General features: G+C 71.8%; 19 protein-coding genes. 3 read left to right on the top strand and 16 right to left on the bottom strand.

Features of this window, described 5'->3' with window-relative positions; genetic code table 11:
• Nucleotides 1–30 precede the first annotated feature (30 nt).
• From GCE65_RS07380 to aspS, 6 genes are all read right to left on the bottom strand, one after another.
• Nucleotides 31–378 carry a hypothetical protein gene (locus GCE65_RS07380; protein WP_152818159.1) on the bottom strand — a complete coding sequence of 116 codons (348 nt, stop codon included), beginning with the start codon at nt 376–378 and terminating at the stop codon, nt 31–33.
• A complete protein-coding gene (locus GCE65_RS07375; RefSeq protein WP_152818160.1) occupies nt 378–731 on the bottom strand; it encodes a DUF948 domain-containing protein in 354 nt (117 codons plus the stop codon). Before GCE65_RS07375 ends, GCE65_RS07380 begins: the two co-directional genes overlap by 1 nt.
• A 102-nt stretch (nt 732–833) precedes the next feature.
• Complete coding sequence (gene rpsD, locus GCE65_RS07370; protein ID WP_152818161.1) at nt 834–1,463, bottom strand: 30S ribosomal protein S4; 630 nt, start codon at nt 1,461–1,463, stop codon at nt 834–836.
• A 201-nt stretch (nt 1,464–1,664) separates the two neighbouring features.
• Nucleotides 1,665–3,167: a replication-associated recombination protein A gene (locus tag GCE65_RS07365; protein ID WP_153877927.1), complete on the bottom strand. Its 1,503-nt coding sequence runs from the start codon at nt 3,165–3,167 to the stop codon at nt 1,665–1,667.
• 21 nt (nt 3,168–3,188) lie between these two features.
• On the bottom strand, nt 3,189–5,414 hold the full coding sequence (locus tag GCE65_RS07360; protein WP_153877926.1) for an MMPL family transporter: 2,226 nt from the start codon (nt 5,412–5,414) through the stop codon (nt 3,189–3,191).
• A gap of 7 nt (nt 5,415–5,421) precedes the next feature.
• Complete coding sequence (gene aspS, locus GCE65_RS07355; RefSeq protein WP_153877925.1) at nt 5,422–7,245, bottom strand: aspartate--tRNA ligase; 1,824 nt, start codon at nt 7,243–7,245, stop codon at nt 5,422–5,424.
• A gap of 261 nt (nt 7,246–7,506) precedes the next feature.
• Between aspS and GCE65_RS07350 the strand changes: the two genes are divergently transcribed.
• Entirely contained in the window at nt 7,507–9,357 is a 1,851-nt protein-coding gene (locus tag GCE65_RS07350) for a DEAD/DEAH box helicase (protein WP_228760162.1), read from the top strand.
• Nucleotides 9,358–9,557: 200 nt separating this feature from the next.
• Here GCE65_RS07350 and hisS read toward each other — a convergent pair whose 3' ends face one another.
• A complete protein-coding gene (gene hisS, locus GCE65_RS07345; protein WP_153877923.1) occupies nt 9,558–10,937 on the bottom strand; it encodes a histidine--tRNA ligase in 1,380 nt (459 codons plus the stop codon).
• A 146-nt stretch (nt 10,938–11,083) separates the two neighbouring features.
• Here hisS and GCE65_RS07340 point away from each other — a divergent pair, with 146 nt between their 5' ends.
• Both GCE65_RS07340 and GCE65_RS07335 read left to right on the top strand, forming a co-directional pair.
• Entirely contained in the window at nt 11,084–11,884 is an 801-nt protein-coding gene (locus tag GCE65_RS07340; RefSeq protein WP_153877922.1) for a peptidylprolyl isomerase, read from the top strand.
• Nucleotides 11,881–13,446 (top strand): DUF349 domain-containing protein, encoded by a 1,566-nt coding sequence (locus GCE65_RS07335; RefSeq protein ID WP_152818164.1) that lies wholly within the window; start codon nt 11,881–11,883, stop codon nt 13,444–13,446. The genes GCE65_RS07340 and GCE65_RS07335 overlap by 4 nt, the downstream gene beginning before the upstream one ends.
• Before the next feature lie 75 nt (nt 13,447–13,521).
• Here the strand turns inward: GCE65_RS07335 and GCE65_RS07330 are convergent, their stop codons facing one another.
• The 9 genes from GCE65_RS07330 to GCE65_RS07290 form a co-directional block, all read right to left on the bottom strand.
• On the bottom strand, nt 13,522–15,837 hold the full coding sequence (locus GCE65_RS07330; RefSeq protein WP_228760161.1) for a bifunctional (p)ppGpp synthetase/guanosine-3',5'-bis(diphosphate) 3'-pyrophosphohydrolase: 2,316 nt from the start codon (nt 15,835–15,837) through the stop codon (nt 13,522–13,524).
• A gap of 73 nt (nt 15,838–15,910) precedes the next feature.
• Complete coding sequence (locus GCE65_RS07325) at nt 15,911–16,453, bottom strand: adenine phosphoribosyltransferase (RefSeq protein WP_153877921.1); 543 nt, start codon at nt 16,451–16,453, stop codon at nt 15,911–15,913.
• Nucleotides 16,450–17,550: a protein translocase subunit SecF gene (gene secF, locus GCE65_RS07320; RefSeq protein WP_153877920.1), complete on the bottom strand. Its 1,101-nt coding sequence runs from the start codon at nt 17,548–17,550 to the stop codon at nt 16,450–16,452. The genes GCE65_RS07325 and secF overlap by 4 nt, the downstream gene beginning before the upstream one ends.
• A complete protein-coding gene (gene secD, locus GCE65_RS07315) occupies nt 17,547–19,484 on the bottom strand; it encodes a protein translocase subunit SecD (RefSeq protein WP_153877919.1) in 1,938 nt (645 codons plus the stop codon). Before secD ends, secF begins: the two co-directional genes overlap by 4 nt.
• Before the next feature lie 38 nt (nt 19,485–19,522).
• A complete protein-coding gene (yajC, locus tag GCE65_RS07310) occupies nt 19,523–19,969 on the bottom strand; it encodes a preprotein translocase subunit YajC (RefSeq protein ID WP_152818168.1) in 447 nt (148 codons plus the stop codon).
• 113 nt (nt 19,970–20,082) lie between these two features.
• Nucleotides 20,083–21,105, bottom strand: a complete 1,023-nt coding sequence (gene ruvB / locus GCE65_RS07305) for a Holliday junction branch migration DNA helicase RuvB (protein WP_153877918.1) — start codon at nt 21,103–21,105, stop codon at nt 20,083–20,085.
• A complete protein-coding gene (gene ruvA, locus GCE65_RS07300) occupies nt 21,098–21,706 on the bottom strand; it encodes a Holliday junction branch migration protein RuvA (RefSeq protein ID WP_153877917.1) in 609 nt (202 codons plus the stop codon). Before ruvA ends, ruvB begins: the two co-directional genes overlap by 8 nt.
• Before the next feature lie 112 nt (nt 21,707–21,818).
• Nucleotides 21,819–22,421 (bottom strand): crossover junction endodeoxyribonuclease RuvC, encoded by a 603-nt coding sequence (gene ruvC / locus GCE65_RS07295; RefSeq protein WP_152818170.1) that lies wholly within the window; start codon nt 22,419–22,421, stop codon nt 21,819–21,821.
• A gap of 88 nt (nt 22,422–22,509) precedes the next feature.
• A complete protein-coding gene (locus GCE65_RS07290) occupies nt 22,510–23,265 on the bottom strand; it encodes a YebC/PmpR family DNA-binding transcriptional regulator (protein ID WP_152818171.1) in 756 nt (251 codons plus the stop codon).
• Nucleotides 23,266–23,366 lie beyond the last annotated feature (101 nt).

The raw sequence follows: 23,366 nt of genomic DNA, 5'->3' as shown, positions 1-23,366 counted from the left end.
CGGTGGTGGCAGGTGGTTGCAGGGGCCCGTTCAGAGATACAGGTCGGGGTCGTCGGAGTCCAACCCCCAGGTGTCGCGATCGGTGCGTGCGTCCGGGCGGCGGTGCCGCGACCGCGACCCGGCACCGGGCGACTGTCCGGGCGACTCACCGGCCGACTCGGAGCGCGCGAGCAGCGTATCGGTGAGCCGGCGCTCCTCCTCGGCCATGGCGGTCCTGAACTCCGCGGTCGCCTCGGTGAGGGACCCGGCGAGCCGGCCGATCGAGTCGGCCAGGTTGCCGGGCGCGAGGGTGCGCACGAACCCGGAGGCACGCTCGAGCCGTCGCAGTGCCACGACGGTCACCCCGACCCCGACCGCGACCCAGAACAGGCGTCGCATCAGCGGCCCCGGTCCTTGCGGAAGAACCCGCGGACGGCGAGGGAGAACGCGGCCGCCTTGACGAGCGGGGCGCCGACCGTGGCCGCGACGAGGGAGGTCATCGCCGAGATGTTCTGCGTCGTCTCGGCCGCGGCCGTGGTCATCGTGTCGATCTTGGCGAGCTGTCCGTTCGCGGTGGTGACGGTCTGGGCGGCCTCGTCGATCACCGGCAGGGTGTGCTCGGTCACGTCCCGGAGCGAGTCGGAGGCGGTGTCGAGCACGCGGCCGAGCTTGACGAGCGGCACGGCGAGCACGCCGACGAGGATGAGGAACGCCGCCGCCGCCAGGAGGCCGGCGATATCTCCAACGGACATGAGCTGCCTTTCGTCGCGGGGTACGACCGCGAGCCTATCGGGCCGGGAGGGAATGCCTGCGCCCCGGCAGCCGAGGCAACCGGGGCGCGGGCGCGAGGGGGATCAGCGCGAGTAGTACTCGACCACGAGCTGGACCTCGCACGTGATGGGCACCTCGGCGCGCTTGGGGCGACGGGCGAGCTCGAAGCGCAGCTTCTCGAGGTCGACCTGCAGGTACCCGGGCACCTCGGGCAGGACGCCCGCGTGCGCGCCGGCGGCGGCGACCTGGAACGGCACCGTCGTCTGGCTGCGCGGCTTGACCTGCACGACCTGGCCGACCTTGACCCGGTAGGAGGGGCGGTCCACGATCTTGCCGTCGACGAGGATGTGACGGTGGGTCACGGCCTGGCGGGCCTGGGCGATGGTGCGGCCGAAGCCGGCGCGCAGCACGAGCGCGTCGAGGCGCATCTCGAGCAGCTCGACCAGGGACTCACCGGTCAGGTACGGCTCGCGGCGGGCCTCGTCGAAGACGCGGCGCAGCTGCACCTCGCGCAGCCCGTACTGGGCGCGCAGCCGCTGCTTCTCCTTGAGTCGGACCGCGTAGTCGGACTCGGTGCGGCGACGGGCGCGGCCGTGCTCGCCCGGCGGGTAGGGGCGCTTCTCGAAGTACTTGGCGGCCTTCGGCGTCAGGGCGAGGCCGAGGGCACGGGACTGGCGGACCTGGCGGCGCGCCTTCTGAGCGTGATTGCTCATACGTATTCCAGCTTTCTGTCGTTTCTACGTCACCCCGGCGACGGGTCCCGGTGGTTCCGGGGGCCGGGGTGGGGTCCACTCGTAGCGGCTAAGACCCCAGGGGTCCATGGCGGTGTTCGACGGCTGTTCGACGGCTGCTCGACAGCTGTTCGACAGCGCATGGCCCTGCGCCCAGGTGGGCGACCCCGATAGATTACCGCATCACCGCGTGGGGACGGCGCCCCCGCCGCGAGCAGGCCCGTCACCCGGGGTGTTCTTGGTCACCTCGTCGCCGCCGCGGGCGGGTCGCAGGAGGGAACGGATCCGCCCGAGCCGCTCCCCGATCGTGCGCTCGTAGCCGCGCTCGCTCGGCTCGTAGTAGCGCCGGTCCGCCAGGCCCGGCGGCAGGTAGGTCTGCTCGGCGACGGCGTGGGGGGCGTCGTGGGCGTACCGGTAGCCCTCCCCGTGGCCGAGGCCGTCCGCTCCCGCATAGTGGGTGTCGCGCAGATGGAGCGGCACCGGTTCGCTCCGGCCGGCCCGGACGTCGGCGAGGGCGGCGTCGACCGCGCGATAGGCGGCGTTCGACTTGGGCGCGGTCGCGATGTGCACGACCGCCTGCGAGAGCACGATCCGCGCCTCGGGCATGCCGATGAGGGCGACGGCCTGGGCGGCGGCGACGGCGGTCTGCAGGGCCGTCGGGTCGGCCATGCCGACCTCCTCGGAGGCGGCGATTACGAGCCGACGGGCGATGAATCGGGGGTCCTCCCCCGCCGCGACCATGCGGGCGAGATAGTGCAGGGAGGCGTCGACGTCCGAGCCGCGCAGCGACTTGATGAAGGCGCTGATGACGTCGTAGTGCTGGTCCCCGGCCCGGTCGTAGCGCACGGCGGCGACGTCGATGGCCTTCTCCACGTCCTCGACGCCGATCCGGGCCGGGGCGGGACCGGTGCCGCCGTCGCCCGCCGTGCTCACGGGTGTCGCCGTGGTCGATACGGCCGTCGCCGGCACCCCGGACAGGGCCGTGCCCGCGGCCGCCTCGAGGATGGTGAGCGACTTGCGCGCGTCCCCGCCGGCGAGTCGCAGGAGCGTCGCCCGCGCCTCGTCGGTGAGCTCGACCCGGCCGCCGAGCCCGCGGGCATCGGCGACGGCCCGGGTGAGGAGCGAGTCGAGGTCCTCCGGGGTGAGGGGCTGGAGGGTGAGCATGATCGAGCGGGACAGCAGCGGTGAGATGACGGAGAAGCTCGGGTTCTCGGTCGTGGCGGCCACGAGCGTGACCCAGCGGTTCTCGACCGCGGGCAGGAGGGCGTCCTGTTGCGTCTTGGAGAAGCGGTGCACCTCGTCGATGAACAGGACCGTCTCCGTGGCGCCGCCCCGGCTCGTGGCGAGGCGGCGTCGGGCGGCGTCGACGACGGCGCGCACGTCCTTGACGCCGGCGGTCACCGCGGACAGTTCCGTGAACTCGCGCCCCGAGGTGCGGGCGACGAGGTAGGCCAGCGTCGTCTTCCCGGTCCCGGGCGGGCCCCACAGGATGACGGAGGCGGGCGGAAGCGCCCCGGGCGTCGGCCGGGCGATGAGCCGCTGCAGCGGGGATCCTGGTCCGAGCAGGTGCCCCTGACCGACGACCTCGGTCACGTCGGCGGGCCGCATCCGCACGGCGAGCGGCGCCCGCGCGTCGGCCAGGGGCACGCCGGCGTCGTCGGTCGCGACGGCCTCGAACAGATCCACGCCGCACAGCCTATGCGAGTCTCAGTGGTGCAGCCCGATCCGGGCGTGCAGCCGGCGCAGCGGGGCGGGGGCCCACCAGTTCCACTCGCCCAGCAGGGTCATCGTGGCGGGAACGAGCAGCATCCGCACGAGGGTCGCGTCCACGAGCACCGTGACGGCCAGGGCGATCCCGACCTCCTTGATCGCGAGCAGGTCCCCGAAGGCGAAGCCCGCGAAGACGACCATGATCACCAGGGCGGCGGAGGTGATGATCCGGCCGGTGCGCTGCAGCCCGTCCCGGACCGCGGTGTCGTTGTCGGCCCCGGCGTCGTGGAGCTCCTTGATCCCGGCGAGGAGGAAGACCTCGTAGTCCATCGCAAGCCCGAACCCGAAGGCCACGACGACGGCCACGACATAGGATTCCAGGCCCCCGGCGGAGGTGAAGCCGAGGAGGGACTCGAGGTGCCCCTCGGCGAAGATCCACGAGGTGATGCCCAGGCTCGCCCCGAGCGAGAGCACGTTGATCGCCAGCGCCTTGACCGGCACGAGCAGCGATCCGGTCATGAGGAACAGCAGCAGGAACGTCGCGAGCACGACGATGCCCACCGCCCAGGGCAGGCCGTCGGCCAGCGCGGCGTTGAAGTCGATCTGGTTGGCCGCCTGACCCACGACCCAGAACTCACCGGCCGACGCGGGAACCGGGCCCTCGCGCAGGTCGCGGATCGTGCGGACGACGTCGCTCGCCTCGTCGCCGCCGGCGTCGGTCACGTCGAGGTGCACCCCGATGGTCGCGTACCCCTCCCCCAGGTCCGCGGGCTCGCCGACCCGCGTGACGTGAGCGATCCCGCCGATCTCCCGGGCGAGGTCGGCCGCGATCGGGGCCTCCGCGACGACGGTGAGCTGCGGGCTCGCTGCGGCCGGGAAGTCGGCCTCGATCCGGTCGATGAACTCCCGTTGGCTCGAATCCGAGGGGAGGAGCTCGGTGGTGGAGTTGCGCATCTCCATCGAGAGGGTCGGGGCCGCGAGCACGGCGAGCACGACGGTCACGATCCCGAGGGTCCACCAGGGCCGCCGCTGCACGAGGCCGGCGAGCCGGGAGAAGACGCCGGTGGGTGGGGGCACGTCGCCGAAGCGCCCGAGCGCGGCCCCGAGCCCGGGCACCCGGGTGAGCGCCGAGGGCCTGGCCATGCGCCGGCCCAGGAGCGTGAGCACGGCCGGGACGAGGGTGAGGGAGGAGAGCACGGCGATGAGCACCACCGAGACGCCGGCCGCACCGAGCGAGCGCAGGATCTCCGGGCTCAGCAGCATGAGCCCCGCGATCGAGATCGCCACGGTGATGGCCGAGAACGTGACGGTCCGCCCGGCCGTCGCCATCGTTGCGGCGATCGCGGCCGAGACCGCCGGGTCCTGCCGCCGCCGGCGCCGGCCGTCCTCGCCGGCGATCGCCGCCCGGAGTTCCTGACGGTATCGACTGACGAAGAGCAGGCCGTAATCGATCGAGAGCCCGAGCCCGAGCACGGTCACGACGTTGACCACGACGCTGTCGAGTTCGAGCACGTAGGAGAAGCCCCACAACGCCCCGAGCCCGCCGGCGATCGAGGCGAGCGCCCCGAGCAGGGGCATACCCGCCGCGAGGAAGCCGCCGAAGACGATGACCATGATGACGAGGGAGATCGGCAGTGCGACGGCCTCCCCGGTCTGGAGGTCCTGCTGGAGCTGGCCGATGATGTCCTCGACCATGATCGACTCCGAGGAGACGATGCCCTGCGCGCCGAGGTCCTCGAGCAGTCCGTCCATCTCGGCGACGACCTCGTCGTGCGCCGCGGCCTGCTCGGCCGAGCTCAGGTCCGGTGCGAGGGAGACGCTCGCGAGGAAGCCGTCGGCGGAGACGAGTGCGGCCGCCCGGGGATCCTCGAGGCCGTCGGGGAAGACGAACGGGTCGACGACGCCGACGACGTCCTCGAGCGAGAACACCTTCGTGTGGAAGACCCCGATCGGGCCGGCGAGCTCGGCCGGATCGCTCAGGTCGACGTCCCACGTGAGCAGCGTCAGGGTCTCCGAGGAGGTCGCGTGCTCGGCGAGCAGCTCCTGACCGATGTCGCTCTCCGACCCGGGCACCTTCGGCTCGCCGGAGTGGAGTCGGTCGAACAGGCCCTGCCCGGCGACCCCGGTGAGCGCCAGCAACAGCAGCGCCGCGGTGGCCACGAGCCAGCTGACGGCGGTGATCTTCGGTCGGCGGGCGATCGCCTCGCCCAGGCGGGTGAACACGAGCGGGCTACGCGCTCGCCGCTCCCGCCCGGGCTGATCCGGTTCCGCCGCCGGCGGCGGCGGCCTGTTCCCCCTTGGGCCGGGCGTCGACGCCGGCCTCGCGGCGCTGCTGCGCCGTGATGGGCGCGGGCGCCTGGGTCAGCGGATCGAAACCGCCGCCGGACTTGGGGAAGGCGATGACGTCGCGGATGGACTCCGAGTGGGTGAGCAGGGCGACGATGCGGTCCCAGCCGAAGGCGATGCCGCCGTGGGGCGGCGCGCCGAAGGCGAAGGCCTCGAGCAGGAACCCGAACTTCTCCTGCGCCTCCGCGGCGTCGATGCCCATGACCGCGAACACGCGCTCCTGCACGTCCCGGCGGTGGATACGGATGGAGCCGCCGCCGATCTCGTTGCCGTTGCACACGATGTCGTAGGCGTAGGCCAGGGCGGCGCCCGGGTCCTGCTCGAAGGTGTCGATCCATTCGGGCGTCGGGGAGGTGAAGGCGTGGTGGACAGCGGTCCACGCACCCTCCCCCACGGCCACGTCGTCGTCCTCGCCGGTCGGCTTGAACAGCGGGGCGTCGACGACCCAGGTGAAGGCCCAGGCGTCGGGGTCGATGAGGCCGGTGCGCTCGGCGATCTCGACCCGCGCGGCGCCGAGCAGCGCCCGGGAGGCCGTCTCGCCGCCGGCGGCGAAGAAGACCGCGTCGCCCGGGGAGGCACCGGTGGCCGCCACGAGCCCGGCCCGTTCCTCCTCGGACAGGTTCTTGGCCACGGGCCCGCCGAGGGTTCCGTCCTCGGCCACGGTGACGTAGGCGAGGCCCTTCGCGCCGCGCTGCTTCGCCCACTCCTGCCAGCCGTCGAAGGCGCGCCGGGGCTGGCCCGCGCCGCCGGGCATGACGACGGCGCCCACGTACGGGGCCTGGAACACCCGGAACGGGGTGTCGGCGAAGTAGTCGGTCAGCTCGACCAGCTCGAGGTCGAAGCGCAGGTCCGGCTTGTCCGTGCCGAAGCGGCGCATCGCGTCGGCGAACGTGATCCGCGGGATCGGGGTCGGGATCGTGTACCCGATGAGCTCCCACAGGGCCCCGAGCACCTGCTCGGCCAGCTCGATCACGTCGTCCTGTTCCACGAAGCTCAGCTCCACATCGAGCTGGGTGAACTCGGGCTGGCGGTCGGCGCGGAAGTCCTCGTCGCGGTAGCAGCGGGCGATCTGGTAGTAGCGCTCCATGCCGGCGACCATGAGGAGCTGCTTGAACAGCTGCGGGGACTGTGGCAGCGCGTACCACGATCCGGGCGCGAGCCGGGCGGGCACGAGGAAGTCCCGGGCGCCCTCGGGCGTCGACCGGGTCAGGGTCGGGGTCTCGACCTCGACGAAGCCGGCGTCGTCGAGCACCGCCCGGGCCGCCCGGTTCGCGCGGGCACGCAGGCGCAGGGCGCGCGCCGGAGCGGGCCGGCGCAGGTCGAGGTAGCGGTGGGCGAGCCGGGCCTCCTCGCCGACGGTGACGTTCTCCTCCAGGGCCGTGGAGACCTGGAAGGGCAGCGCGGCGGAGGTGTTGAGCACGGTGACCTCGGCCGCGATCACCTCGATCTGCCCGGAGGGCAGGTTCGGGTTCTCGTTCCCCTCGGGCCGGCGGGCGACCTCGCCCGTGACGGAGAGCACGAACTCCGAGCGCAGCGGGTGGGCCACCTCGTCGTCGCGGATGACGACCTGGGCGATCCCGCTCGCGTCCCGAAGATCGATGAACGCCACACCGCCGTGGTCACGCCTGCGATCCACCCACCCGGCGAGGGTGATGGTCGTGCCGATGTCCCCGGCACTGAGCGTGCCGGCCTCGTGGGTGCGGTACACGGGGAGTCCTCTCGAAGTGCCCTGAATCTGCCGGGCCTCATCCTACGGTGTGCCACCGACCCCGATTCACGCCGCGAACGGGCCGGTGGTGACGAGCAGCACAGCGCCCCTCCCTGGGAATCGGACCGCCGGCCCCATAGACTTGGACAGCTTCGGAGCCGGCCGCTCGCCCGTCCTTGTGTCACCAGTCAACTGTGTGGGCCTTAGCGGATCTGGACCTGTTCCGGTCCTCGCTCCCCCTCCATAAGAACGGTGTCACCTGTGACCACATTCGCCGATCTCGGCTTGTCCACTGCTGCGCTCGATCGCGTGGCCTCCCTCGGCTTCACCACTCCGACCGATATCCAGATCCAGGCGATCCCGGTGCTGCTCGCCGGCTCCGACGTCGTGGGCGTGGCCCAGACGGGCACGGGCAAGACCGCCGCCTTCGGCCTGCCGCTCCTCGCCCGCGTCGACGCCGACCTCCGGCAGGTCCAGGCCCTCGTGCTCACGCCGACCCGCGAGCTCGCCATGCAGGTCGCCGATGCCGTGGCCGAGCTCGGCGATCGCGCGATCGAGGTGCTGCCCGTCTACGGCGGCTCCCCCTTCGGCCCGCAGTTGCGCGGACTCGCCGGGGGCGCGCAGGTCGTGGTCGGCACGCCGGGACGCGTGATCGACATGATCGAGCGCGGCGCCCTCGACCTGTCGACGGTGCGCTACGTCGTGCTCGACGAGGCGGACGAGATGCTGCGCATGGGCTTCGCCGAGGACGTCGACCAGATCCTCGCCGGCGCCGCCCGCGACCGGCAGACGGCGCTCTTCTCCGCCACCATGCCCGCGACCATCCGCCGCGTGGCCCGCACCCACATGCACGACCCGGTCGAGGTGACCACCTCGCCGGTCACCTCCGCGACCCGCACCATCACCCAGCAGTACGCGGTCGTGCCCTTCCGGCACAAGGTCGGCGCCCTGGGCCGGATCCTCGAGACGACCGAGGCGGAGGCGGCGATCATCTTCGTGCGCACCCGCAAGGACGCCGACGAGGTCGGCGCGCAGCTGAGCGCCCAGGGGATCAACGCCGCCTCCATCAGCGGTGACGTGGCCCAGCGCGACCGGGAGCGCATCGTCGAGCGGCTCCGGTCGGGCCGCCTCGACGTGCTCGTCGCGACCGACGTCGCCGCCCGCGGACTCGACGTCGAGCGGATCGGCCTCGTGGTCAACTACGACGTCCCGCGCGAGGTCGAGGCCTACGTCCACCGGATCGGCCGGACCGGCCGCGCCGGCCGCGCCGGCACCGCCTTCACCTTCTTCACGCCGAAGGAGGCCCACCGGCTGCGTCAGATCGAGAAGGTCACCGGTTCCAAGCTGGTGGAGACCGCCGTGCCCTCCCCGGCCCAGGTGAGCGCCCACAAGGCGCGCGCCGTGCTCGCGGCGGTGCCCGAGCGGATCGGCTCCGGCCGACTCGAGTCCTACCGGGAGCAGCTCACCACCCTCGTGGCCGAGTCGTCCCTCGACCTGCTCGACGTCGCCGCCGCCCTCGTGGCCGCCGGCGTCGGCGACTCCGGTCCCCGCCGAATCGAGCACGACCGCCGCGAGTCCCGCGCGGGCGAGACCGAGCGCTTCGACCGCACGGACCGGTTCGACCGGTCCCCTGCGTCATCGGCGTCCTCGGGACGCGAGGACCGCGGGCGCTTCGACCGGCAGAGTCGCCCGGATCGCTCGGATCGTCCGGATCGACGGGACCGCGGCACCCGGTTCGCGGGCAGCACCGTGTACCGGGTGAGCGTCGGACGCAATCACGGCGTGCGGCCGGAGGGGATCGTCGGGGCCGTCACCGGTGAGGCCGGGCTGCGCGGCTCCGATCTGGGCAAGATCACGATCAACTCGACCTTCTCGCTCGTGGAGATCTCGGCCGACCTCGACTCCGATCAGCTCCACCGGCTCGACCGGGCCATGGTCGCGGGCAAGCCGCTGCGTCTGCGGGCGGACACGGGCCGCGCCCCCCGCGACTTCGATCGTTCCTCCCGAAGCCGGGAGCGGAGCCGGGAGTCCTGGTCGGCGAACCGTCGCCCGAACACTCACGGGGGCGAGCGTCGCGCCGGCGAACGACGCCAGAGCTGGGCGGATCGCTGAGCAGTCGGGCTCGTTCCCACTCTCACCCCCACTCACCGACACTCACCCACACTGACCCACACTGACCGACACTGACCGACACTGACACTGCGGCCGGTCGCGGCGCTCCTCGAGCGCCGCGGCCGGCCGCGGCCCTTCCCGCACCGATTCGGTGGGTTCGCGACTGACCCGCGACTGATTCGCGACTGATTCGCGACTGATCAGGCGTCGCCGGCGCGCACCCCGGGCCACAGATCGGCCGCGGCCGGCTCCCACACGCTCGGGTCGGCCGGCTGCTGGTCGCCCGAGCGGATGTCCTTGACCTCGCCGGTCCCGGCCGCGTCCTGCGCGGGGAACCAGACGTACGGAATGCCCCGCCGGTCGGCGAAGCGGATCTGCTTGCCGAGCTTGGCGGCGGTCGGCGCGACCTCGCACGGGATGCCCCGCGCCCGCAGGGCCGCGGCGATCTCCTCGCTGCGGGGCCGGGAGTCCTCGTGCCAGACCGACACGAGCACGGCACTCGGCACGGACCGGGTCGCCGTCACGAGGCCCGCGCCCAGCAGGCGCGAGACGAGCCGGGTGACGCCCACCGAGATCCCGACGCCGGGATAGGTGCGCTTGCCGTCCGTGGCCAGCGAATCGTATCGGCCACCGGAACAGATGGACCCGAGGCCCTCGTGGCCCACGAGCGTCGTCTCGTAGACGGAGCCGGTGTAGTAGTCGAGGCCCCGGGCGATCTTCAGATCCGCAACGATGACACCGGGGGCACGCACCATGGCGGCGTCGATGAGCCGGGCGAGCTCTCCCAGCCCCTCCTCGAGCAGGTCGTTCGTCACGCCGAGCGCGCGGACCCGATCGACCACCGAGGTGTCCGCGCCCGAGATCGCGGCCAGCGCGAGGGCGGCCTCGGCCTGCTCGGCCGTCGCCCCCTGCTCCGCCCGCAGGAGCTCACCGACCGCGTCCGGGCCGATCTTGTCGAGCTTGTCGACCGTGCGCAGGGTGCCGTCGACGTCGGTGAGCCCGATGCCCTGGTAGAAGCCCTGGCAGATCTTGCGGTTGTTCACGCTGATCCGGATCGCCGGCACGCCGATCGAGCGCAGTCGAGCGAACGCGTCGGCGATGACGAGCGGCATCTCGACCTCGTAATGGAACGGCAGGGTGCCGTCGCCGATGACGTCGATGTCCGCCTGGCAGAACTCCCGGTAGCGCCCGTCCTGTGGGCGCTCGCCGCGCCACACCTTCTGGATCTGGTGTCGGCGGAACGGAAAGGCCAGCCGGCCGGCGTTCTCCAGCACGTATCGTGCGAGCGGCACCGTCAGGTCGAAGTGGAGCCCGAGCGTGTCCCCGGCGGTGCCCCGGTCCGACGTGGCGTCGGGCTCATCGGGTTCGTCGGCGCCCTGGAGCCGGCGCAGCAGGTAGACCTCCTTCGAGGTCTCCCCCTTGGCGAGGAGCCGGTCCAGCGGTTCGACCGCGCGGGTCTCGATCCCGGCGTATCCGTGCAACTCGAAGGTCCGCCGCAGCGTGTCGAGGATATGGGATTCCACGACGCGTTCGGCTGGGGACCATTCGGGGAATCCGGACAAGGGCGCGATTCTGCTCATGCGACAAGCTTTCCACACCACGACGAAACCGTCGGAACACGCCCGGCCCCGGGGGCCCGCCGTGACCACACCGTGACCCGCAGCGGTCTCGGACCCACCCGCGGACTGCCTAGACTGATGCGCTGAGGTGGCTACGAGGAGGTCGGGTGTCCAAGGAACGGGAGCGCGCTCAGCAGCGCGCGCGCGCCAAGAAGGCCGAGGAACGTCGGGAGCGGGCCGTCCGTGCCCGACGCCGACGCACGGTGATCGTGACCGCGGTGGTGATCTGCGTCGTCCTCGCGCTCGTGATCGTGGTGAACCAGCTCGACGGCGACGGCCCCGGGGAGGGCGCCTCCCCGACGCCGACCGCGGTCGGCTACTCCGACCCTGATGACACTGCAGACACGACCGGCACTGCCGACACCGCCCCCACGACCGAGGCGCCGGGATACGACGCGCCGCCGCCGCCGTCCGAGGCCCGCAACGCCGAGGTGATCGTTCAGACCAGCCAGGGCGACCTCACCCTCGACCTCGACGCGGACGCCGCCCCGCAGGCGGTCGCGAGCTTCGAGTTCCTCACCGAGGAGGGGTTCTTCGACGGCACCTCCTGCCATCGCCTCCTGCCCTCGGCGCTCTTGCAGTGCGGCGATCCCACCGGCACGGGCACCGGGGGGCCCGGGTATTCCTTCGGTCCGATCGAGAATGCCCCCACCGACCAGATCTATCCGGCCGGAACGGTCGCGATGGCCCGGGTCGGCGGCCAGGGGGATTCGATGGGCTCGCAGTTCTTCCTGGTCTTCGAGGATACGCCGTTGCCGGACGATGCCGCCGGTGGTTATACCGTTATGGGTACGATCACCTCGGGATTGGACGTGTTGCGGCAGATCGGAGCGGCCGGGACCGTCGACGGTTCTTCGGACGGGCGTCCGAAGAACGACGTCATCATTGAAAGTATGGAGATCACGTGACCGAACAGACCCCTGCCACCCAGCCCGAGGCCGACGTGCCCGCGCAGGAGCCCGACGCAGCCGTCGAGCAGCCCGCGGTCACCGACGCTCCACTCGCCGACGCCGCCGAACCGGCCGTGCCCGCTGTGCCGGTCGCTCCCGCTGCCCGCCCCGCCCCGCCGCGGGCCGTGCCGACCCCCGCGATGGTGGCCAAGGCCGTCAAGCCGGCCGCCCCGGCGGTCACCGCCACCCCGGGCACCCCCGTCGCCTCCGCCCCGGCCGGTGCCGCCGCGTCGGCCGCGTCGGAGGCCGAGACCCGGATCGATCCCGCCGATTTCGCGGCCGCGGCCGCGTTCGGCAGGGTGGCACCCGACGGCACCGTGAGCCTGCTCGAGGCCGGGGGCGAACGCGTCATCGGGCAGTACCCGGACGTGACGGCGGAGGAGGCCCTCGCGCTCTACATCCGCCGCTTCCTCGATCTCGAGGCGCAGGTCACGCTGTTCGCCACCCGCCTCGACCAGCTCTCCGCGCGCGACCTCGACCAGGGCCTGCAGACCCTGGTCGAGGCGCTCGTCGAGCCCGCCGTCGTCGGTGACCTCGAGGGGCTGCGCGGCCGGGTGGAGGAGTTGCGCGCCCGCGTGACGGAGCGCAAGGCCGCCCTCGCCGCCGAGCGGGAGGCAGCGCGCGCCCAGGCCCACGCGCTGCGCACCCAGATCGTCGAGCGCGCCGAGGCCCTCGCCGCGCTCGCACCCGAGAAGGTGCAGTGGCGCGCCCAGGGTGAACAGCTGCGCGCCCTGCTCGACGAGTGGAAGGCCGCCCAGCGCGGTGAGGTCCGTCTCGACCGGGCCGCCGAGGACGAGCTGTGGAAGCGGTTCTCGGCCGCACGCTCGACCTTCGACCGCAATCGCCGCCAGCACTTCGCCGAGCTCGACCGCCGTCACGGACAGGTCAAGGAGGCCAAGGAGCGACTCATCGCCCGCGCACAGGAGCTCGCGACCTCGACCGACTGGGGCGCGACGTCCGCGGCGATGCGCTCCCTCATGGACGAGTGGAAGGCGGCCGGCCGCGCCTCCCGCAAGGACGACGACGCCCTCTGGGCACGGTTCCGGGGTGCGCAGGACACGTTCTACCAGGCACGCCAGGAGCAGAACGCGGCCACGGACGCCGAATACGGGGCGAACCTCCAGGTCAAGCTGGAGATCCTCGTCGAGGCGGAGAAGCTCGTGCCCGTCACGGACATCGCCGCCGCCAAGAGCGCGCTGCGCGGCCTGCAGGATCGCTGGGAGGAGGCCGGCCGGGTCCCACGCGACGACCTCAAGAGCACCGAGGCGCGGATGCGCGCGGTCGAACAGGCGGTCCGCGACGCCGACGAATCGCAGTGGAAGCGCACGGATCCGCGGATGCGGGCCCGCGCGGAGGGGGCCGCGGCCCAGCTCGAGGCCGCGATCGCCGACCTGCGCAGCGACCTCGACAAGGCCCGCGCCGGCGGCGACGAACGCCGGATCACCCAGGCCCAGGACGCGCTCGTCGCTCGCGAGGCGTGGCTCGAACAGGTGCTCCGCGCCGCCGAGGACGCCGGCTGAATCCAGCCGGCACCTGCCGACACCGGCCCACATTCCGGGGGCGCCCGCTCCGCGAGCGGGCGTCCCCGGACGTGGTCAGTCCTCGGGGGGAACGAGCGCCTTCGGCTTCGCGCCGGTGAGCCGGAAGACGTCGAAGACGCCGTCGATCTGGCGCACGGCGCGCAGCACGTGACCCAGGTGCGAGGGTTCGGCCATCTCGAACAGGAACCGTGAGACCGCCACCCGGTCGCGGCTCGTGGCCACGTTCGCCGAGAGGATGTTCACGTGATTCTCCGTGAGTACCTTCGTCACATCGGACAGGAGTCCGCTCCGGTCGAGCGCCTCGACCTGGATGTTCACGAGGAACACGCTCGTGGTCGAGGAGGTCCACTCCACCCCGATGAACCGCTCCGGTTCCCGCCGCAGGGCCGTCACGTTCGAGCAGTCCGAGCGGTGCACGGAGATGCCCGAGCCGCGGGTGATGAAGCCGACGATGTCGTCGCCGGGCACGGGCGTGCAGCAGCGGGCGAGCTTGACCCACATGTCCGTGTCGTCCATGCCGGAGACGAGCACCGCCGGGCCCGCCGAGCTCGAGCGGGGGCTCGGGCGGCCGGGGAGCGTGGCCTCGGCCAGGTCCTCCTCCGCCCCCTCCTCGCCGCCGAGGCTGCCCACGAGTCGGGTGACGACGTTCGCGGCCGAGATGTGCCCCTCGCCCACGGCCGCGTAGAGGCCGGTGACGTCGCGGTAGGGCAGTTCCTGGATGATTCCGACGAGGTTCTCGGGCTTGAGGAGCCGCTGGATCGGCAGGTTCTGCTTGCGCAGCGCCTTGGCGATGAGGGACTTGCCGGTCTCGACCGCCTCGTCGCGGCGCTCCTTCGTGAACCATTGCCGGATCTTGTTCCGGGCGCGCGGACTCTTGACGAACGCGAGCCAGTCCCGGCTCGGCCCCGCCGACTCCGACCGGGAGGTGAAGACCTCGATCGTGTCGCCGTTCTCGAGGGTCGAGTCGAGGGGCACGAGCCGGCCGTTCACGCGGGCCCCGACCGTGTGGTGGCCGACCTCGGTGTGCACCGCGTATGCGAAGTCGATCGGGGTGGCCGCCGCGGGCAGTGACATGACGTCGCCCTTGGGGGTGAAGACGAAGACCTGCGCGCCGGACATCTCGAAGCGGAGCGATTCGAGGAACTCCCCGGGGTCCGCGGTCTCGCGCTGCCAGTCCACGAGTTGGCGCAGCCACGGCATCGAATCCGCCTCGGCCTCGCCCTTGCCGCCCGCGGCCCGGCCCGCTTCCTTGTACTTCCAGTGCGCGGCGACCCCGTACTCGGCGCGCCGGTGCATGTCGAAGCTGCGGATCTGGATCTCGACCGGCTTGCCGTTCGGGCCGATGACGGTCGTGTGCAACGACTGGTACATGTTGAACTTCGGCATCGCGATGTAGTCCTTGAACCGGCCCGGCACGGGGTTCCACTGGCTGTGGATCTCCCCGAGCGCGGCATAGCAGTCCCGGACCGAGTCGACGAGCACGCGCACGCCCACGAGGTCGTAGATATCGGCGAAGTCGCGGCCCCGCACGATCATCTTCTGATAGATGGAGTAGTAGTGCTTGGGCCGCCCGGTCACCGTGGCCTTGATCTTGGCCACGCGCAGATCCTCGCTGATCCGGTCCCGCACGACCGCGAGGTATTCCTCCCGGGCGGGGGCCCGCTCGGCCACGAGGTGGACGATCTCCTCGTACACCTTCGGGTACAGGGTGGCGAAGGAGAGGTCCTCGAGCTCCCACTTGAGCGTGTTCATTCCGAGCCGGTGGGCCAGCGGGGCATAGATCTCGATGGTCTCGCGGGCCTTGCGGGAGGCGGAGTCCGAGGAGACGTACTTCCACGTGCGGGCATTGTGGAGCCGGTCGGCGAGCTTGATCACGAGCACCCGGATGTCGCGGGCCATGGCGATGACCATCTTACGCACGGTCTCGGCCTGCGCAGCCTCCCCGTAGGTCACCTTGTCGAGCTTGGTGACGCCGTCGACCAGCAGCGTGACCTCCTCACCGAAGTCCTGTCGCAGGCTCTCGAGAGAATAGGACGTGTCCTCGACCGTGTCGTGCAGGAGGGCGGCGGCGAGCGTGGGCGGGGTGAGGCCGAGCTCGGCCAGGATGGTCGCCACGGCCACGGGGTGCGTGATGTACGGATCGCCGCTCTTGCGCATCTGGCCGCGATGGGCGCGTTCGGCCACCGAGTAGGCGCGCTCGAGCAGCGCGACGTCGGCCTTCGGGTGATTCGCGCGCAGGGCGCGCATGAGCGGCTCGATCGCCGGCGGCGTCGGATGGGCGCCGCGCGACCCGAACCAGACGAGGGCGGAGCGCACCCGCGACCCGGGCACGACCGGGTCGGTCTCAGTGCTGCCGTGTTCCTCGCTCACCACTCAATGATAGGCCCGCGCCCACCCGGGCCCGGCCCATTCGAGCGGGTGCGGGGTCGGTCGCCGCGCCCGGTCAGTAGGTGACGACGGAATAGACCTCGTGCTCGCCGAGGGCGGCCCGTCCCCCGAGCTCGCTCAGTTCCATGAGCATGGCGATGCCGGAGACCTCGAGGCCGGCCTGCTCGAGCAGCGAGGCGGCGGCCCCCGCGGTGCCGCCGGTGGCGAGCACGTCGTCCAGGAGCAGCACGCGCTGGCCCGGGACCACGACGGTGGCGGCCACCTCGACCTCGGCGGTGCCGTACTCGAGGGTGTAGGCGGAGGAGATGGTCGGCGGCGGCAGCTTGCCCGCCTTCCGCACGACCATCGTTCCCACCCCGAGCACGGCCGACAGCGGCGCGGAGAGCAGGAAGCCCCGCGCCTCGACGCCGGCGACCATGTCGATCCGGCCCCGGTACCGGTCGGCGAGGTGCTCGATCACCTCACCGAACGTCGGCCCGTCCGCCAGCAGCGGCGTGATGTCGCGAAAGACGATCCCCGGCTCGGGGAAGTCGGCTACGTTGCGGATGAGGCCGCGCACCCGCTGGGCGAGCTCGGCGTCGGAGCTGCTCGAGGTCATCTGCGGCTCTTGCGACGAACCGGCTGGGCGGCCTGACCCCGGTGGGCTCCGGCGCGGAGGCCGCCGGCATAGGAGCCGACCGTCACGGGGGCGTCGTCGTCCTCCCCCGCGGCATTCTCGGCCGCTGCCCGCTTCGCGAGCACGGTCGCGGTGTGCTCCGCGATCGCCGGGTCGCGCTGACGCAGCGCGACCTCGATCGGCGTCGCGATGAAGATCGAGGAGAGGGTGGAGAAGATGAGGCCGATGAACAGCGCCAGGGCGATGTCGCGCAGCGTGCTCGCGCCGAGCAGGAACGATCCGACGAACAGGATCGAGGCGACCGGCAGGAGCCCCACGACCGAGGTGTTGAGGGAGCGCACCATCGTCTGGTTCACCGCGAGGTTCGCCGACTCGGCATACGTGTACCGCGTCTGTTCGAGCACTCCCTCGGTGTTCTCGCGCACCTTGTCGAAGACCACGACCGTGTCGTAGAGGGAATAGCCGAGGATGGTGAGGAAGCCGATGACACTCGCCGGCGTCACCTCGAAGCCCACGCCCGCGTACAGGCCGACCGTGACGACGAGGTCGTGCAGCAGCGCGATGAGCGCCGCGACGGCCATCTTCCAGTGCCGGAAGTACAGCGCCATGACGAGCGTGACGAGCACGAGGAAGATGACCAGACCCTGAATCGCCTTGGTGGTCACGTCCGCGCCCCACGCGGGTCCGACGAACGAGGACGTCACGCTGTTGACGTCGACCCCGTAGGCCTCGGCGAGGGCCTCCTTCAGGTCGGTCGTCTGGGCGTCGGTCAGCTCCTCGGTCTGCACCCGGATCGAGTCGCCGCCGACCTGGGAGACGCGCGGCTGCTGCCCCTCGGCGACCGAGTCGACCGCGTCGTAGGCCGGCTGTTGCTCGGTCGTGGCCACGCCCGAGACCGTGAACTCGGAGCCGCCGCGGAACTCGATCCCGGGATTGAGCTTGACGGTCACGAGCAGGATGATCGAGAGCAGCACGAGGCCGGCGGCGGCCACCATCCAGGTCTTGCGCCGGCCGACGATGTCGAAGGAGCGCTTCCCCGTGTAGAGGTCGTTCCCCAGCTGGGCGAAACTAGCCATCACTGACCGTCCTTCGTGTCGGAGTCGGAGTCGGAGCCGGCGACGGCGCCCGCCATCGCCTCCTCCTGCTGGCGTGCCGCACGTTTGCGTTCTGCGATGCTCAACGCCTGCTCGCGCTCACCCCTGCTGAGCACCCGGCCCGCCCCGCGGTAGGCGGTGACGCTCGAACCGAGGTGCACCGGGTCGAGTCCGGAGAACCGGTGACCGCCTCCGAAGAACTTGGTGCGGATGAGCACCCGCATGATCGGGTGGGTGAACAGGAACACGACGACGAGGTCGATGACCGTGGTCAGCCCGAGCGTGAACGCGAACCCGCGCACGCTGCCGACCGCGAGGAAGTAGAGGACCGCCGCCGCGAGCAGGTTGACCATGTCCGAGGCGATGACCGTGCGGCGGGCACGCAGCCAGCCCTGGTCCACGGCCGCGGACAGCTCCCTGCCCTCGCGCACCTCGTCCCGGATGCGTTCGAAGTAGATGATGAACGAGTCGGCGGTGATGCCGATCGCGATGATCAGCCCCGCGACCCCGGGCAGGGAGAGTCGATACCCCATGAGCCACGACAGCAGGGCGATGGTTCCGAACACCAGGCCGGCGGCCACGGTGAGGGAGGTGACCGTGACGAGCGCCAGGCCGCGGTACTGCAGCAGCGAGTAGAGCACCACGAGGCCGAGCCCGATGAGGCCGGCGATGAGGCCGGTCTGGAGCTGCTCGGAGCCGAGGGTCGCCGAGATCTGCGCCTCGGACTGCACCTCGAAGTGGATGGGCAGGGCACCGAAGCTGAGCTGGCGGGCCATCGTGGCCGCCGCCTCACGGGTGAACCCGCCGGTGATCTGCGCCTCCCCGTTGGGGATGACGTCGTTCACGCTCGGCGCGCTCACGACGAGCGAGTCGAGCACGATGGCGAACCGGTTGCGCTGGGAGGAGACCATCTCCGGCTGACGCAGCCGCTCGGTGATCTCCTTGAACGTCGCGGTGCCCTCGGCGTTGAACTTGAGGTTGACCGCGTACTCGCCGGTCGGCGCGCCCGCCTGGCTGTAGGCCATCCCGGAGGAGGCGCTGGCGATGTCGGTCCCGGGGATCTCCATCGGGCCGACGATGTACTTCGAACTGCCGTCCGTGGCGCACGTGACGAGCGGCTTGGCGGGATCGTCCCCGCCGCCGCCGATGAGGTTCTCGGGATCGGTGCAGTTGAGGGTGTAGAAGTCGTACCAGTCCTGCTCGGTGATCCAGGCCTGGTCGCTCGGGGAGGTCGGCTCGGTCGTGGGGGTGTCCGAGATCTCGCCGTCGCCGTCGAGGTCGGCCGCCTTGCGGGCCGCCTCGTCGATCTGAGCCGTCGTGGGCGCGGCTCCCGACTCGGTCGAGGGCGCGTCGTCCTCCGTCGCGGGCTCGTCGGCCGGTGCCGCCCCCTCCTCGGGGGCCGCGCTCTCCGTATCGGCGGAACCGTCGGTCCCCTCGGTACCGTCGGTGGGGTTCGCCTCCTGGGTCGCCTCCTCCTGCTCGGCGAGGGCCTGGTCGAGCGCCTGCGGGTCGATGGGTCCGGGCGGCGCCTGGTAGAGGAAGGCACGGAACCGCAGCTGGGCGCTCTGACGCACGAGGTTGAGCGTGTCCTCGTCCGGCTCGCCGGGCAGCGCGACGACGATGTTGGTGCCGCCCTGGCTCGTGATCTCCGCCTCCGAGACGCCGGAGGAGTTGACGCGCTGCCGGATGATCTCGATCGCCTGCTGCACGTCACTGTCGGTGATCTGCGAGCCGTCGTCGGTCTGCGGGGTGAGGATCAGCTGCGTGCCGCCCTCGAGGTCGAGCGCGAGATTGGGCGACCACGACGCGTCGGACAGCTTCGTTCCTCCGAAGATGGAGCCGAAGATGAGCACGACGAGCACGCCGAGCAGGATGAGGCGTGAGGACGGGCGGGACTGCGCAGGAGGGCGTGTAGCCACGGTATGCCTTTCAGGACCGAGCGGATCGGGTCCGCGGGTCAGCGGGATTCGTTGTCAGCGCCGCCCGGGGCCGAGTCCGGGCTCGTGGGTGAGTCCGGGCCGGCGGCGTCCCGCTCGGCGGCCTCGGGCTCGTCGGTCTCGTCGGCGATCTCCCCCAGGTCGGCCACCGACGGCTCAGGCAGCTTGCCCATGATCGCCTGCGGCACGAACGTCACGACGACGCCCGGCGCGACCTCGACGAAGGCCTCACGCGTTCCGATACTCACGATGGTTCCCTGCATGCCGCCGCTCAGCTGCACCTTGTCCCCCGGACGCAGTGAGGCGAGCTGGTCGGCGTTCTTCTTCTGCCGACGACGATTGGAGAACATCATGAAGCCGATGAAGGCCACCGCGATGAGCAGCAGCGGCAACATGCCGGCACCCGCTCCGGTCGCCGCGCCGTTCTGGGCGCTGGGAAGGGCGGTGGCAAGAATATGAAGACCCATGGGGCTTGGTCACTCCATCATGATGTGAACACGGACTGGCTGAGTCTACGTCACTTTGCTGAGGAGGATCGCCAGCGGTTCGGGGACGGAACCCGGCCGCGACCGGGGGCGCGTCAACCGAAGAGCGTGCCCTCCCGGGCCGGCGGCACGAGGCCGATGTGCACGAAGCCGGCGTCGGTGGCCACGCGGCCACGGGCGGTGCGCGCGATCAGCCCCTCACGAACGAGGAACGGCTCCGCGACGGTCTCGACCGTCTCGGGCTCCTCGCCCACGGCGACCGCCAGCGTGCTCAAGCCGACCGGCCCGCCGCCGAAGCGTCGACACAGGGAGTGCAGCACGGACCGGTCGAGCCGGTCGAGCCCGCGGGCGTCCACCTCGAACACGGTGAGCGCCGCCTGGGCGGCGGCGAGGTCGAGCACGCCCGTGCCGCGCACCTGGGCCCAGTCCTGCACGCGCCGCAGCAGCCGGTTCGCGATCCGCGGCGTTCCCCGCGACCTCGTGGCGATCTCCGCGGCCGCGCGCTCGTCGAGCTCGGCGCCGAGCAGCCGCGCGGATCGGGTGAGCACGGTGCGCAGGTCGTCGGCGGAGTAGAAGTCCAGGTGGCCGGTGAAGCCGAACCTGTCGCGCAGCGGCGCGGGCAGCAGGCCGGAGCGGGTCGTGGCTCCGACGACCGTGAACGGGGGCAGCGTGAGCGGGATGGAGGTCGCCCCAGGGCCCTTTCCGACGACCACGTCGACCCGGAAGTCCTCCATCGCGAGGTAGAGCATCTCCTCCGCCGGTCGGGCCAGGCGATGGATCTCGTCGATGAAGAGGATGTCTCCCTCCTGGACCCCGGAGAGGATCGCGGCCAGGTCACCGGCGTGGGTGATCGCCGGGCCGGACGTGAGTCGCAGGGAGCCCCCGACCTCGCCGGCGATGATCATGGCCAGCGTCGTCTTCCCGAGCCCGGGCGGACCGGCGAGGAGGACGTGATCGGGAGTGCGCCCGCGCGCCCGCGCGGCCTCAAGCACGAGGCTCAGCTGGTCGCCCACGACCGGCTGTCCGACGAACTCGGAGAGCCGCTTGGGGCGCAGTGCCGACTCCGCCGCACGCTCGACCTCGTCGGCCTCGGCCGCGAGCAGGTGGGCCTCATCCACGGGTGCCTCCCAGGGCCTGGAGCGCCGCCCGGAGCACGCCTGCGGTGTCGGCCGGGTCGAGGCCGTCCGCGGTGACCGCGGCGATGGCCTTCTCGGCGGCCTTCGGGTTCCAGCCGAGGCCCTCGAGCGCGGCGAGCACGTCCGCGCTCACCGCGGCCGCGGCGCCGGCGGCGGGACCGGGCCCGCCCGTGTCACCGGCGGGCGCTCCGAGCTTGCCCTGCAGCTCGAGCACGAGCCGCTTGGCGGACTTCTCCCCCACGCCCGGGACCCGCCGCAGCGCGGCGGTGTCCTCGCGGTCGATCGCGCCGCGGACCTCGTCCGGGGTGTGGACGGCGAGCATCGCCAGGGCGAGCCGGGGGCCGACCCCGGAGACGGTCTGGAGGGTCTCGAACATGTCCCGCTCCTCGACGGCCGCGAAGCCGTAGAGGGTGAGCGCCTCCTCGCGCACCACGAGGGAGGTCGCGAGCACCGCCTCCCGACCGTGGCGCAGCTGCGCGAGGGTGTGGGGCGTGGTGTAGACCCGGTAGCCGAGACCGGAGACGTCGACATCGACCGAGTCGAGGCCGATCCGCAGGACATCGCCGCGCACGGACGCGATCATCGAGGCACCTCATTCATCCGAACGTTTGTACGACACCGTACCGCGGTCGCGGGCGCCCGCGTCAAGCGACGCGCCCGGCCACCGGTCCCGGACGGACGGCGATCGCGCTCGCTCATGTGTTCGGCGCGCGCCGGGAGGCCCGCTCGGCGGCCGCCCGCGCCCGGGCCCACCGGTGTTGGGCGGGGGTCATCGTCGAGGCGGCGGCCACGGCGGGTGCGGTGTGTCCGCCCCGGTCGAGGGCCGCGGCCCGGCCTCGCCACGCGTGGGTGATCGCGAGGGCGAGCGCGTCGGCCGCGTCGGCGGGCCGCGGCGGCTCCTCGAGCTCGAGGATCCGCCGGACCATCTCCTGCACCTGCGCCTTGCCCGCGCCGCCGTAGCCGCTCACCGTCGCCTTGACCTCGGTGGGCGTATGCAGGGCGACGGCGCAGCCCGCGCGGGCGGCGGCGACCATCGCCAGGCCGGCGACCTGGGTCGTCGCCGAGACGGTACTGACGTTGTTGCCCACATAGACCCGCTCGATCGCGACGGCTTCGGGTTCCAGTCGGGCGATCCAGGCCGTCAGTTCATCGGCGATGGCGAGGAGGCGTTCCTCGAGCGGCATCTCGGGGGTGGTCCGGGCGACCCCGACGTCGACGAGCCGCACCCGCCGCTCGCGCACCTCGACGGCGCCGAGGCCGCATCGCGTCAGGCCCGGGTCGACGCCGAGGATCCGCATTCGACCAGCCTGCCACGGCCGCCCGCCCGGGGGCCGGAGCGAGGCCGCCGAGTCGCGCTCGCTCCGGGCGTGCTCGCTCCGGGCGCGATCACTCCGCCTCGAGTTCGGCCATGACCTCGTCGGAGGCGTCGAAGTTGGCATACACGTTCTGCACGTCGTCCGATTCCTCGAGGGTGTCGATGAGGCGGAGCACCTTCCGGGCGCCGTCGGCATCGACCTCGACCTCCATCGAGGGGTGGAAGACGACGTCGGCGGAGTCGTATTCGATCCCCGCGTCCTGGAGCGCGACCCGGGCCTGGACGACGTCGGTCGCCTCGGTGAGGACCTCGATGAACTCGCCGTGATCGGTCACCTCCTCGCCACCCGCCTCGAGCACCGCCTCGAGCACCGCCTCCTCGGACGTGCCGTCGCTCGGAACGACGATGAGGCCCTTGCGGTGGAAGAGGTAGGAGACGGAGCCGGGGTCGGCGAGGTTTCCGCCGTTGCGGGTGAACGCCACGCGCACGTCGGACGCCGCCCGGTTGCGGTTGTCGGTCAGGCATTCGACGAGCACCGCCACGCCGCCGGGCGCATAGCCCTCGTACATGATCGTGTCGTAGTCGGACCCCCCGGCCTCCGCACCCGAGCCGCGCTTGACGGCCCGGTCGATGTTGTCGTTCGGGACCGAGGACTTCTTCGCCTTCTGGATGGCGTCATACAAGGTGGGGTTCCCGGCCGGGTCACCGCCGCCCGTGCGCGCCGCCACCTCGATGTTCTTGATCATCTTCGCGAACAGCTTGCCGCGCTTCGCGTCGATGGCCGCCTTCTTGTGCTTGGTCGTGGCCCACTTGGAGTGACCTGCCATGCCGTATCTCCTTCGCTGTCGTGGTCCGGCCGCGCGCCCGAACCGATCGATGGGCCGACTCGCGGTGACCCGCGGAGCCCCACAGATCCGGTCGGGTACCC

It is taken from the genome of Pseudactinotalea sp. HY158 (assembly GCF_009660225.1).
Classification (GTDB): domain Bacteria; phylum Actinomycetota; class Actinomycetes; order Actinomycetales; family Beutenbergiaceae; genus HY158.
This window is presented reverse-complemented; position numbering and strand designations above follow the sequence as displayed.